The organism is Mucilaginibacter lacusdianchii (assembly GCF_009770985.1).
GTDB lineage: Bacteria > Bacteroidota > Bacteroidia > Sphingobacteriales > Sphingobacteriaceae > Mucilaginibacter > Mucilaginibacter lacusdianchii.
In genome coordinates this window covers 492872-506131 of the sequence record NZ_WSRW01000001.1, presented here as the reverse complement: position 1 = coordinate 506131, position 13260 = coordinate 492872, and the positions used below count along the sequence as shown (strand labels likewise).

Below are 13260 nucleotides of genomic sequence, written 5' to 3'. Positions count from 1 at the left end.
GTAGCAAGTAATAGTGCTTAGTTTATTATAACAGGAATGCGATAGCGTACTCTTACTTTTTTACCATTCTGTAAACCTGGTTTCCATTTAGGTGATCGGGCAAGTAGTCGTAAAACATCCTCATTGATTGATGGTATAGCCGCGCCATTTATAATTTCGCAGTTTGTTATGCGACCGTTTTTTTCAATGACAAAGCCGGCAATCACTCTGCCAGAAAAGTCTTCTTTGATATGCAGATGCGTTGATATATATGAATAGAATTTATCCATGCCACCTGCAAACTCAGGCATAATTTCAACGTTTTCGTAAATTTTATTATCAGCTTTTGCAATTGGCTTTTTGGTAGGTAATAGTTCGTTTAGGGGTGCTGTCCCAGCTTCAATTGTGTGGGTATCATCAACAAACGTATTCTTGTCAATCTTAATTTTACCAATAGGTTTGTTAGTATTACAAGCAAACAAATGAAAGCCAATTAACATCATAGCAGCAGAAATCCATTTCCTCCAAAAAGGTAACACTACAGGTTGCACATGCAATTGCTGGTGAGTAAAGCGGCCACAAACCTGATAATTGTTTTCGGCTAAAATTGCACGAAACTCATTGACTTTGCTATTAGTAAAGTCATACACTGTCTTCTGACAATGGCTACAATACTGGTCGCCATCTTTTTCCTCCATTGCATTCCAGTTAGCTGAGCAGGAAAATTGCAGTTGAATGTTTTTGATTTCTTCAGACATATTCAATGGTGACTTAACTTTATTATTCAATCGAACAGTATTGGAATAACATAGCTTCGTGCTGCAGGCTTGCCATTAAACATACCAGGTCTCCATTTTGGGGAGTGTTTAATTACACGCAATGCTTCATCGTCTATCTCTTTAGCTATACTTCTAATCACTTTTGTATTAGTTATTGAGCCGTCTTTTTCAACAGTAAAAGAAATAATTACCCGGCCTTTTGCTGTGCCTGAATTGTGGTTTAAGTTTCTGTTAATATAGGCAGTCCACGCTTTATCACCGCCGGGAAATTCAGGAAAAACTTCGTTACCGGGCCCAATCCCACCAACATAATACTGCATAGAGTCGGGGACATCAATCTTATCTTGCTTAACAATTTTGAGGCAGGCATTCAAATTCCCCTTTTTATTAGAAGCAAACTCATCTTTAACATTCGTATGTAAGCTGCTGGTTGAGTCAGCCGGAGGAGTGGCAACTGTATCACCCACTAAAGTTTGGCTGCTATCACTTTGGCAGCTGGTAATGTTTATGCCAATTAACACCATTGCTGCTGATAGCCACTTTTTCCAAAATGGTAAAACTACAGGCTGCGCTGCCATTTGCTGCTTTGTAAAACGGCCGCAAACGTTGTAATTATTTTCGGCTAATATGCGTTGAAACTCATCTGCCTTGCTATCGGTAAAGTCATAAACTTTTTTCTGGCACTTATCACAATACCGGCCACCTGCTGCATCGGACATAGCGTTCCAGTTTTCGGTGCATGAAAATTTGAGCTGTACATTTTTGATTTCTTCAGGCATATGTAATAAAGGTATCACTTTCGGCAATAATTAAAAACAGCTATAAAATTATCAGGTTATGTGTTTAAAACTTATCAAACACCAACTAAAAATATTATGGCACAAAAGGTAGCGGAACAGGTAGTAGAAATGCTGATTGATGCGGGCGTGAAAAGGATTTACGCCGTAACGGGTGATAGCTTAAATCATGTAAACGACGCGGTAAGGCGCAGCGATGATAAAATACAATGGGTACATATGCGGCACGAAGAGGCTGGCGCCTATGCCGCCGCTGCCGAGGCCGAATTGCTGGGCATTGCCTGCTGTGCGGGTAGTAGTGGCCCAGGCCATGTGCATTTGGTGAATGGTTTGTATGATGCGCATCGTTCTGGTGCGCCGGTTATTGCCATTGCTTCTACCTGCCCGTCGCACCAATTTGGTACCGAATATTTTCAGGAAACCAATACCATCAGGCTGTTTGATGACTGCAGTCATTACAACCACATAGCTGTTACCCCGGCGCAACTGCCGCGTATGTTGCAGCAGGGTATACAGCACGCTGTTAGCAAAAAAGGCGTATCTGTAATTGGCCTGCCCGGCGATGTGACCGAGATGGACGCCGTAGAAACGCCGTCGGCCACTAAAAATTATTTTTCTGAACCGGTTATTCGTCCGGCTGATCGTGACCTGCATAATCTGGCAGCATTAATTAACGAAAGCGAGCGCATAACCCTATTCTGTGGTATTGGCTGTGCCGATGCGCATGATGAAGTGGTAGAGTTATCCAAACGTATCCATGCACCGGTGGGCTACTCGTTCCGTGGCAAAATGTTTGTACAACATGATAATCCAAACGAGATTGGCATGACCGGTTTGTTGGGCTTGCCATCGGCTTATCATAGCATGCACGAGTCGGATTTGCTGATATTGTTGGGTACCGATTTTCCGTACGAGCAGTTTATGCCAAAAGACTGCAAAATTGTGCAAATTGATGTAAAACCCGAACGTATTGGCCGCAGGGCTAAAGTAGACGTAGGTTTATGTGGTAAAATTGAACATACCCTACAAGCGTTACTGCCACTTATCCCGCAAAAAACAAACGATGAGTTTTTACAAGGTCAGCTAAAACTATATGCGCACGTAAAAGATAATCTGCAAACTTATGTAGACGACAAAGGGACTAAAAATAGCATTCATCCAGAGTTTGTAGCCAATACTATTGATCGCTTAGCTGATCATAATGCCATATTCACAGTAGATACCGGTATGTGTTGTGTTTGGGGTGCTCGTTATATTCATGGTACAGGCAAACGTAGCATGATAGGTTCTTTTAACCACGGATCTATGGCCAATGCCATGCCGCAGGCTATTGGTGCTGCATTGGCTTGTCCCGATAGACAAGTGATTGCCTTGGCTGGCGATGGTGGGTTAAGTATGCTGCTAGGTGATTTATCTACCATTGTACAATACAAACTGCCGGTTAAGATAGTGGTATTTAACAACCGCTCGTTAGGCATGGTAAAGCTGGAAATGGAAGTAGCTGGGTTGCCCGACTGGCAAACCGATATGCAAAACCCTGATTTTGCGCTAGTAGCCCAAGCTATGGGAATCAAGGGAGTTAAAGTAAACGATCCTGACCAAGTAGAGCAAGCCTTACGCGAAGCATTTTTGCACCAAGGACCTGTTTTAATAGAAGTAATGACCGACCCAAATGCATTGGCTATGCCGCCAAAAGTAGAATTTGGTCAGATGGCAGGTATGTCGCTGGCTATGTCTAAACTGATACTAAACGGTCAGATGGGCGAGGTATGGGATACCATTAAATCGAACTACAAGCACATTAAAGAAGTGCTGTAGGTCCAAATTGAAATCCTTTCTAAAAAAAAGATTTATACAAACAACAATGTCATTTCGAGTGCTAACGAGAAATCTTTTGGAAGCGAGAAGTTAGCTTACATGTTTCAAAAGATTTCTCACTGTCGTTCGAAATGACATTATTTTTTTGCTTTTTCTACCGGACAGGCTGGGGGCTATCTATCTATACTTTTCCCACCATCCCGAATTATAATCTTCGCATGTTACCTCAGTTGGTTTGCCAGGTTCAGGTACAAATAAAGTAAGATGATGATGTTCGGCTAAGGGCAATAGTTTTTCAATGGGTTCATACCAGGCATGAGGTGCCAGGTTAAAGGTGCCCCAATGTATAGGCAGTAATTGTTTGCCTTTTAATGCCAGATGGGCATTTACAGCACTTAGCGGTCCCATATGTATATCGGGCCAATACTTGCCATATGCACCAATTTCCAGAATAGTCAAATCAAAAGGGCCATACGCTTCGCCAATATCATGAAAGGTATTAAACCAACCTGAATCGGCACCAAAGTACACATTATGTTTTGGGCCTTTCAGTACAAAAGATGACCATAATGTTTCGTCGCGATTGTTTAAACTACGGCCAGAAAAATGTCGGGCAGGCGCAGTGGTAATTGTAAAATCAGTTCCTAAATTGGCTGTATCACCCCAATCCATTTCATGCACCAGGTTACCTGCCACACCCCATTTTTTCAGATATTGACCAACTCCCAATGAACAGTAGTAAGGAATGTTTTTAGGAGCCAGTTTACGGATGGTGGCTTCATCAAAATGGTCATAATGATCGTGCGAAATAATAATGCCATCTAATGTCGGCAACTCATTTAATGACAAAGGGGCCGGCCAAAAACGTTTGGGGCCAGCATATTGTGTAAATGATGCCCGGCTGCTCCAAACAGGGTCGGTAAGCAGGCGTTTGCCGTCAATTTCTATCAGTAGGCTCGAGTGCCCCATCCAGGTAATGCGCAAACCGCTGGTTGGTGGCGTTTGATAAGCAGCTGCATCTGTTTGGAACGGGCCTAAAGTTTTCTTCGGATTATTTTCGGCTTTGTTAGTTATATATTCCCACAAAATGGGCAGCATTCGGTTTAATCCTGCAGCATCAGTAGGTATTACATTCTGATACTTTTTGCCAATCTTAACAGATCCTTTTAATAATGAGGGCATATTCTGACGCATGTTGTTTGCTAAACTAACAGATTTAGATGGAGTTGGATGATAGTGGAAGATATTATGATATTGGTGTGAGGGAAGATTGAATACTTCGATGGGCTTTGATTGAAGTTTAGTGCGTTTGCTAACATCCTTTAGTGGTTATTCACTTACTTCGTCTGCTCATTGCCGCAGAGGCTATTTCTTTTGTCATAGCCACAAAAGAAACAAAAAGGCCTAGCTCTCGCGATCCCTACCCAACGCTACAGGCAGCCGCCGGCCCGGGCGCGATAGCGGGCCTCTGCGCTTTTTTCTTTCTTTTCCCACCCTCGTTCAAATTGAAGCACTAGGCAGAAGGAGCCAAACAAAAAATTCGGCATTCAGCTTCTTTCGGTAGCTACTGTCTTATGTACAAGTACTGTCTTGAGTAGAAAGAAGGTGCGGCCGAGAGGTTTTCTTTTGGTTACTTTTCTTTTGCGGTAAAAAAGAAAAGTAACTTCCACAGGCGGTGGTTTAAGTCCATCCCTATCCTAACAGGGCACAACAAGAAGTTCAACAACAAAAGCTTACGCTTTATCCTTTATGCGATACCGCTTATAAATCTTCACCGCTATCATCAAAATCACAGCAAAGGCTACTAAACCTAATACCCCATAAATCCAGTTTAAGGCACTGCGTAAAACGACTAAGAAAACAATGGCGAACAAGAAAAGGGTGGCCAGTTCATTCCATAAGCGCAGCTGAGTAGAGGTCCAGGTATAAATACCCTTGCGCATTTGCTGCATCTTTTTTTGGCAGATGATATGGTAGACTACTAAGCCAACTACAAAACATAGCTTAATCATCAACCAGCTTTGGGTAAGCAGATATGGATTGATATACACCATAGCAACACCCGCCAGCAATGTAAGTACCATGGCCGGCGTGGTAATAATGTTCATCAGCTTGCTTTCCATAATTTCAAACTGCGCAGAAAGTACCCGGCGTTCGGCCTCGGACTTTTCCTGTGCTTCGGTATGATAGATAAACAAGCGCACAATATAGAACAGCCCTGCCATCCAGCAAACTACGAAAATGATATGTATGGATTTGATGTAGAGATACACGGGCTGCTCCAATATTGATTTTCGCGAACAAAGGCAGGCAGCCCCAGTTCGCGAGATGGGTATTAATATTTATATTCTTTAATTACCTCTACTGCGTACTTCACGTTATCAAACGGAATATCCGGCATGATGCCATGACCCAGGTTGAATATATAGCCCGACTCATCTTTCATGCGGTCGAACAGGCGATGAATACGCTCCTTAATTACTTTTTTATCGGCATACAAAATATGCGGATCCAGGTTACCCTGTACAGCCACGCCTTGTGGTAAGCGCTGTTTCATATCCAATAAATCTACATTCCAGTCTATAGACACTACATCTGGTTTAGCTTCTGCCATCAATGGAGCAAATACCGAGCTGCCTTTGCAAAAAGAAATCACCGGGATATCTTTACGATTCAGGTTGCTGATAATTTCAGCAATATAACGGTGAGAGAATTCTTTGTAATCGTCCCATGCTAAAGCCTGCGCCCAACTGTCAAATATCTGGACAGCGTTTACACCAGCTTTAATTTGAAGGTTCAGGTATTCGGCAGTTACTTTAGCTATTTTGGCCAATAACTGATGCGCCAGTTCGGGCTGGTTGTGCAGCATCAGCTTGGTTAGTTTAAAATCGCGAGATGAGCCGCCTTCTACCAAATAACTCATAACGGTAAATGGCGCACCCGCAAAACCAATCAGCGGAATTTTGCCGTTCAGGCGTTGCTGAATTACTTTAATGGCATCGGCTACGTATTGCAACCGGTCCAGTACATCAACGCTTAGGTTATCTACATCGGCCTGGGTACGTACAGGATTGGCAAACTTAGGACCTACGCCCTGTGTAAAGCTTAAATCGCCTCCCATGGCTTCGCCGGTTACCAGGATGTCCGAAAATAGAATAGCGGCGTCAATATCCAGCAAATCTACCGGTAGCATAGTTACATCGGCGGCAATTTCGGGCGTTTTGCACATTTCCAGAAACGAGTACTTGTTCTTAATTTCCCAGTACTGTGGCATAAACCGGCCAGCCTGACGCATCATCCATACAGGCGGACGTTCGGTTTTCTGTGAAAATGCGGCTTTTATAAATAAAGATTCTTTCATATATAATCAGGAAACAAAGCTACCTCAATAGCTTTAATTCGCTTTGGTATTTTTTAATTCTTCTTCTAGGCTTTTCAACACTGCTTTCATGCGTGCTGTTATTTTATCTTGATGCTGGTTGGCCCTGTCCAAAAATTCGGCGGCCTTTTGCAGTTTGCCATTACGGATACTGATATTGGCCACTGTTGCTAAAGCCGATACATGATCGTTAGTAGATCGCAGCGGGTAATTAGCAGCTTGCTCATAATGGTATTCGGCTTGCTCAAAGTCATGTTTTTTGAAAGCAATGCCGCCCATCATAAATTCATAAAAGCCACGGCGGTTCTTACTTAGCCATTCCGGCTGTTGTATTTGGCGCAGCAAGCTTTCAGCCTTATCGTAATCTTTGTTATGAAAATGTTTAGCTGCTAAAATGATGGGGCCTTCTTTAAAATAACCCCATATCAGCAAGCCTATAAATAAAGCAGCAATGGACGCCAGTTCATAGCTACGCTGAAAGATAAAGAAAACTAACAACGCACTAAAAACAGCAATAACCAGTAACCGTGCCTTATTGGTAAACATTAATGATGATCAGTAAACTTATAACCTACACCACGGATAGAGTGGAAATACACCGGATTTTTAGGATCGGGTTCAAAGTATTTACGGAAAGTAAGTATAAAGTTATCGATGGTACGGGTAGATGGGTACACATCATAATTCCAAACCGTTTCCAATATCTGCTCGCGCGATACGGCTTCGTTACGACGCTCGATTAACAGCTTCAACAACATGGTTTCTTTTTTGGTTAATGGTGTTATGCTGCCATCGTCGTTAATCAGTTCAAACGAGTTAAAATGGATGGTTTTATCACCAATTTTATAACTGTTAAACTCTTTTAAATCGTCGCCTTTTAACCCACGTTTAACTAGGTTATTTACCCGCAGAATAAGTTCTTCTAGGTTAAACGGCTTGGTTAGGTAATCATCGGCACCTTTTTTCAGGCCGTTAATTTTATCTTCGTTGGTGTTTTTAGCCGTCAGGAACATGATGGGCACTTCCGAATTTTCCAGACGGATGGTTTCGGCTACTACAAAGCCATCCACCTCGGGCATCATCACATCTAAAATAATAAGGTTAAAGCGCTCTTCTTTAAAAATCTGCAACGCTTTTTTACCGTTGTTAGCTGCAGTTACTTTGTAACCTTCCAGCTCCAGGTTTAATTTAATGGCTTCGAGCAAATGCTCTTCATCTTCAGCCAGTAATATTCTTTTTTTGTTAGTTGACATATGATTATTTAGGTTAACCAAAAACTACTTCAAAAACACTGCCCTCAGGGCGGTTATCGCGTACCTGGATAGAGGCCTGATGCTTATCCAATACTTGTTTTACTATGTATAAACCTAAACCTGTGCCTTTTGTGTTACGGGTTTCTTCACTACCTACACGGTAAAACCGGTCGAAAATACGGTTTTTCTCTTCATCTGCTATACCAATGCCATGATCGGCCACCTCTAAATATACTTTATTACTCTTGGTATACAATTTTACATCTACCGTTGCGCAGGGCGACGAATACTTAATGGCATTCTCGATAAGGTTGGTTACCACCGATGTTAATGCAAATTTATCGCCCGAAACTTCAATTTTAGGTTCAATTTCGGCATTGATCAGTTGCTGCGTCAAATCACACTTATTGATCTGCAAGCGATTGACTACGCTATCAACCAGTGCCGAAAGGTTAAATTGCTGTTTAGGAAATGTATAAGACTGATTTTCAATTTTGGCCGCCAGCAGCATGTTTTCTACCATATCGTTCAGCCGGTCAATATCCAGCAAACACTTTCCGGTAAAGTCCATTATCTGGTCTTTGTTCAGATTACGTTTTTGAATGGTTTCCAGATATAACTTGATAGAAGCCAACGGCGATTTCAGCTCGTGGGTAACCGAAAGCAAAAAATTCTTTTTTTGATGTTGCAGCTTGCGCTCTTTATTGAGCGATTTGTGAAACAGAAAAGCACCACATGACAATACTGACACGAACATAAGCCCTTCACTCAGAATCATGCCCGAACGTTGTGGCTGCAAACTTACCAGCATATACCCCCACCAAAGCAACTCTGCAAAGGCATAAAGGAGGAGTCCGTAAAATATAACAAAAGGTTTTTTCATATAATTAGTTTCTGTGTTGTCGGTTGTGAGTTGTCGGTTGTCAAATTTGGTTTTCCTGACAACTCACAACTGAGAACTGACAACTAACCGTTAAATACCACATCTAAACTATCAAATATAGCTTGTTTTGCTTTATCCAGTATATCAGTTGTATGCGCAGCCGATACAAAGCCAACTTCATAACCAGAAGGTCCCATGTATACGCCCCGGTTCAGCAATTCGCGGTGCATTTTTTTGAAATTTTCCATACTGGCCGGATCAATTTCATCGGCACGGCGGATGGTACCTTGTGTAGTGAATGCAAACCAAAAAATAGAACCTATTTGGTCAATCTGCACCGGGTAATTACGCTCTTTTATAAATTGCAACAGGTTGTTTACGAAAACTTCTGTTTTACGGTTCAGATCATCATAAAAGCCAGGTTTTACCAATTCGCTTAACTGCGCAATACCAGCTGCCATAGCTACCGGGTTTCCAGATAATGTACCTGCCTGATAAACGGCACCTTCTGGTGATATATTGCTCATAATTTCGGCCGATGCACCATATGCGCCTACTGGCAAACCTCCACCAATAATTTTACCATAGGTAATAACATCCGGCTTGATATCATAATAACCAGATGCACCGGTAAAACTTAAACGGAAACCGGAGATTACTTCATCAAACAGTAGTAACGTACCGTTGTCTGTACATATCTCGCGTAGGTACTGCAAAAACTCTTTATGTTGTAACAGCAAGCCATTATTAGCCGGAACCGGCTCAATAATAACTACCGCAATTTCGTCTTTAAACTCTTCAAAAGCTTTTTGCAAAGCTTCTTTATCATTCAAAGCAATTACAATGGTTTCTTTGGCAAAAGCCTCGGGTATACCGGCTGACGACGTTTCGCCAAAAGTAACCAAGCCCGAACCTGCTTTAACCAGCAGTGCATCAGTATGGCCGTGATAGCAGCCTTCAAACTTTAATATTTTGTTACGCTTAGTATAACCACGGGCCAGTCGGATAGCCGACATTACAGCCTCAGTACCCGAGCTGGTAAAGCGTATTTTTTCGATGAAAGAATTGTTCGATAAAATCAGTTCAGCTAGCTCGTTCTCCAATGCGGTTGGTGCACCGAAAGACATACCATATTGCATCACATCCATCACCTTTTCGCGGATGCTTGGGTGGTTATGCCCCAGGATTAGCGGTCCCCATGAGCAGCAAAAATCTATAAACTGGTTATCATCAGCGTCCCACAGGTAAGCTCCGTCACCTTTTTTGATGAACAGTGGGGTACCATATACCGATTTAAAGGCTCTAACCGGTGAGTTTACACCACCCGGAAAGTAGGTTTTAGCTTTGGCATACAGTTCGACCGATTTTTCGCGGCTGATTTCAGGGGCACTTGTAATATTTTTAATGGGTTCAACCATAATATTTTATTTTAATGTCATTTCGAGTGATAACGGGAAATCCTATACGCTTGGCCTAATCACTCGTATAAGATATCTCACTAGCGTTCGAGATGACATTTCGTTTTGATCTATGTTATTGATTCTTTATGCTATATTCTTTATTACAGCCATTTGTTTTCCAATACCTCTTTGGCGTGGTAAGTTAAAATGGCGGTTGCTCCGGCGCGGCGGATGCTGGTTAGCACTTCGGTAATGGCGCGTTGCTCGTTCAGCCAGCCTTTTTGAATGGCGGCTTTAATCATGGCATACTCGCCGCTTACATTGTAAGCCGCTATTGGTAACTCAGTGTTATCTTTCAATAATTTAATTACATCCAGGTAAGGCAATGCTGGTTTAACCATTAAAAAGTCGGCGCCTTCCTGCTCGTCCAAATCTGCTTCAATCAAAGCTTCACGTTGGTTGGCCGGGTTCATCTGGTAAGTTTTTTTATCGCCAAACTTAGGTGCAGAATTCAATGCGTCACGAAACGGGCCATAAAAGGCACTGGCATATTTGGCCGAATAGGACATGATGGATACTGTTGAGTAACCATGCTCATCCAGCACCTGGCGGATGTAACCTACACGGCCGTCCATCATATCCGAAGGGGCAATAATATCAGCGCCGGCACGGGCATGAGCCAATGCCATTTTACCTAACACTTCCAGCGTGGCGTCGTTTAATATCTCGCCGTTTTCTACAATGCCGTCATGTCCGTCGCTGCTGTAAGGGTCCATAGCTACGTCGGTAATCACACAGGCTTCCGGAAATTCTTTTTTTACCTCGCGTATAGCACGCAGGTATAAACTTTCGTCGCGGTAGCTTTCGGTCGCAAATTTATCCTTCAGCGACTCGTCAATATTCGGGAACAGGTCAAACGACTTTAAGCCCAGTTTCATACAACTTTCTACTTCGCGCAGCAAATTATCGATAGAATACCGAAAGATACCGGGCATAGAAGATACCTCACTTTTCTGATTTTCGCCTTCGATGATAAACAGCGGAAAAATCAGGTTTGCCGCACTCACATAAGTTTCCTGCACCATTTGGCGGATTACTTCACTTTTTCTATTTCTTCTAGGTCGTTGTAACATTAGCCCCTCCTAAATTCTCCCGGTTTGGGAGAACTTGAAAAATTAAATGATTAATAAAAATATAGCCTTAAACAAAAAGCCCTCCCTGCTGGGAGGGTTTAAGTAGGCCGTTAAAGTCCAAACACTGCCTCGGCCAGTCCAACTTCGTCGGGCGAGAAAGGCAGCTTGTAAGGAATATTCAATTCGTCGAGTTTTTTACCGGTTGATTTGCCGATGGCAACAACCTTTTGATTCAAATCGAGCAGGTTATCTTTAAAGTAAGCTTCAGCGTTTGATGGGCTGGTAAACACCAGCACGTCAGCAGTTGACCCGCAGGCCACTTCTTCGCGCATAGTGGCATAAACCGGCAAGTCAATTATTTTAGTTTCGGCAGATAATGCCTGGTGGATGCTACGCATCGGGCTTTCGGCACCTGGGAAAAGTACAGTGGTACCGTTGGCCACACAAGCAAACTCCTTGGCTACAATAGCAGTATCTACATTATCACCCACATAATCGGCAAAGTGCCCCTGGCGACGTAGCATATCTTCAGAACCGCTGCCTATTACGCCAAACTTTACTTGTTTTACAAATTTCGGCTTCAGTTCAAAAAAGTATTCAACCGCATTTTTGCTGGTAAAAAACACCCAATCCACATCCTGTAAAATGTAAGGATTTAGTATGGTCATGATGGGCACCGTACGAATCAGCGAACGCGCTTCAACCTCTATACCATGTTTTTGTAACACCCTGCGGAAGTAGCTGGATGGTGGCAGATCACGAGAGATAAAAACCTTGTCGGCAATTTTACGGTCTTTGCTAAAATAAGACACAATATGTTCGGCCAAGCCGTCCAATGAAGGCGTGTTAATATATAAGCGATCAGGTAAATCCTCATCACTGTCGGCCTTCGAGGTAAATACATGGTAAGTGTCATCTTGCTTGGTGCAGTAACAGCCTAACGGCATATGGCAACCACCACCAAACATTTTGAGTACCTGGCGTTCAATGGATAAAGCTTCGGCCACTTCGGGATGATGCAGCTGCTGCAAAATGGTATACAAATCTTTGTCGTTTTCCCGTATCTGTATAGCCAGTGCTCCTTGTGCCGGAGCCGGTACAAATTCGGTAGGCTTTAATTCCTCCACATGAAATTCGCTTAAATCGATACCCAAACGTTTTACACCGGCTTTGGCCAGCATAATGGCATCATAATTTTCGCTGCGCAATTTACCAATACGGGTGGGTACGTTACCGCGCAAATCGTCCATTTCCAAATCCGGGCGCAACGCTAATAACTGCGCCTTGCGGCGGTTAGATGAGGTGCCAACTGTACCACCAAATTTAACAGATAGCTTCTGGCGCACATCCACACAATCTTTTAATATCAACAACAGCTCAGCCGGATCTTCCCGTTCTGAAACTGCTGCAATGATTAATCCTGGTGGATGCTCGGTAGGTAAGTCTTTGTGCGAGTGTACCGCCAAATCAATTTTACCGGCTATCAATTCTTCTTCCAGTTCCTTGGTAAAAAAGCCTTTGCCTTCCAGTTTATCGAGGCTTAGGTTCAGGATACGGTCACCCTGCGTTTTAATGATTTTCAATTCGGCGCTTATACCGATATCTGCTAAACTGTCTTTAACAAAATTGGCTTGCCATAAGGCTAATTCGCTGCCGCGGGTTCCGATAATAATTTTCCTGTCCAAGGGTACTTAATTGTTTGCAGCGCAAATTTAAGCTTTAGCAGGTGTTTTTGGGAATATTTATCAGAATGTGAAGATTAATTGACTTATAAGTACTTACACAACGGGTATATACCAAAAGAGACACCTGTTACGGTGTCTCTTTTGGTATGTTATA

At 42.8% G+C, this 13260-nt stretch carries 12 protein-coding genes; 1 reads left to right on the top strand and 11 read right to left on the bottom strand.

What is annotated here, in order from left to right; genetic code table 11:
* Window positions 1-17 precede the first annotated feature (17 nt).
* Together GPM24_RS02370 and GPM24_RS02365 are read right to left on the bottom strand one after the other, a co-directional pair.
* Window positions 18-737 (bottom strand): energy transducer TonB, encoded by a 720-nt coding sequence (locus tag GPM24_RS02370; protein WP_158825132.1) that lies wholly within the window; start codon window positions 735-737, stop codon window positions 18-20.
* Between the two features lie 26 nt (window positions 738-763).
* Window positions 764-1537 (bottom strand): energy transducer TonB, encoded by a 774-nt coding sequence (locus GPM24_RS02365; RefSeq protein WP_158825131.1) that lies wholly within the window; start codon window positions 1535-1537, stop codon window positions 764-766.
* 96 nt (window positions 1538-1633) lie between these two features.
* Here GPM24_RS02365 and GPM24_RS02360 point away from each other — a divergent pair, with 96 nt between their 5' ends.
* A complete protein-coding gene (locus tag GPM24_RS02360) occupies window positions 1634-3373 on the top strand; it encodes a thiamine pyrophosphate-dependent enzyme (protein WP_158825130.1) in 1740 nt (579 codons plus the stop codon).
* Between the two features lie 177 nt (window positions 3374-3550).
* Here GPM24_RS02360 and GPM24_RS02355 read toward each other — a convergent pair whose 3' ends face one another.
* The 9 genes from GPM24_RS02355 to hemC form a co-directional block, all read right to left on the bottom strand.
* The gene (locus GPM24_RS02355) at window positions 3551-4555 is read right to left on the bottom strand and encodes an MBL fold metallo-hydrolase (protein WP_158825129.1); all 1005 of its coding nucleotides are present in this window, start codon (window positions 4553-4555) and stop codon (window positions 3551-3553) included.
* Between the two features lie 551 nt (window positions 4556-5106).
* Window positions 5107-5646, bottom strand: a complete 540-nt coding sequence (hemJ, locus tag GPM24_RS02350) for a protoporphyrinogen oxidase HemJ (protein WP_158825128.1) — start codon at window positions 5644-5646, stop codon at window positions 5107-5109.
* 62 nt (window positions 5647-5708) lie between these two features.
* Window positions 5709-6734, bottom strand: coding sequence for a uroporphyrinogen decarboxylase (hemE, locus tag GPM24_RS02345; protein WP_158825127.1), 1026 nt, complete (start codon window positions 6732-6734; stop codon window positions 5709-5711).
* A gap of 33 nt (window positions 6735-6767) precedes the next feature.
* Window positions 6768-7298: a tetratricopeptide repeat protein gene (locus GPM24_RS02340; RefSeq protein ID WP_158825126.1), complete on the bottom strand. Its 531-nt coding sequence runs from the start codon at window positions 7296-7298 to the stop codon at window positions 6768-6770.
* Complete coding sequence (locus GPM24_RS02335; protein ID WP_158825125.1) at window positions 7298-8005, bottom strand: response regulator transcription factor; 708 nt, start codon at window positions 8003-8005, stop codon at window positions 7298-7300. Before GPM24_RS02335 ends, GPM24_RS02340 begins: the two co-directional genes overlap by 1 nt.
* Before the next feature lie 13 nt (window positions 8006-8018).
* The gene (locus tag GPM24_RS02330) at window positions 8019-8888 is read right to left on the bottom strand and encodes a sensor histidine kinase (protein WP_158825124.1); all 870 of its coding nucleotides are present in this window, start codon (window positions 8886-8888) and stop codon (window positions 8019-8021) included.
* Between the two features lie 83 nt (window positions 8889-8971).
* Complete coding sequence (hemL, locus tag GPM24_RS02325; RefSeq protein ID WP_158825123.1) at window positions 8972-10306, bottom strand: glutamate-1-semialdehyde 2,1-aminomutase; 1335 nt, start codon at window positions 10304-10306, stop codon at window positions 8972-8974.
* 143 nt (window positions 10307-10449) lie between these two features.
* Complete coding sequence (hemB, locus tag GPM24_RS02320) at window positions 10450-11421, bottom strand: porphobilinogen synthase (RefSeq protein ID WP_158825122.1); 972 nt, start codon at window positions 11419-11421, stop codon at window positions 10450-10452.
* Between the two features lie 110 nt (window positions 11422-11531).
* Window positions 11532-13106: a hydroxymethylbilane synthase gene (gene hemC, locus GPM24_RS02315; RefSeq protein WP_158825121.1), complete on the bottom strand. Its 1575-nt coding sequence runs from the start codon at window positions 13104-13106 to the stop codon at window positions 11532-11534.
* Between the last annotated feature and the right edge of the window lie 154 nt (window positions 13107-13260).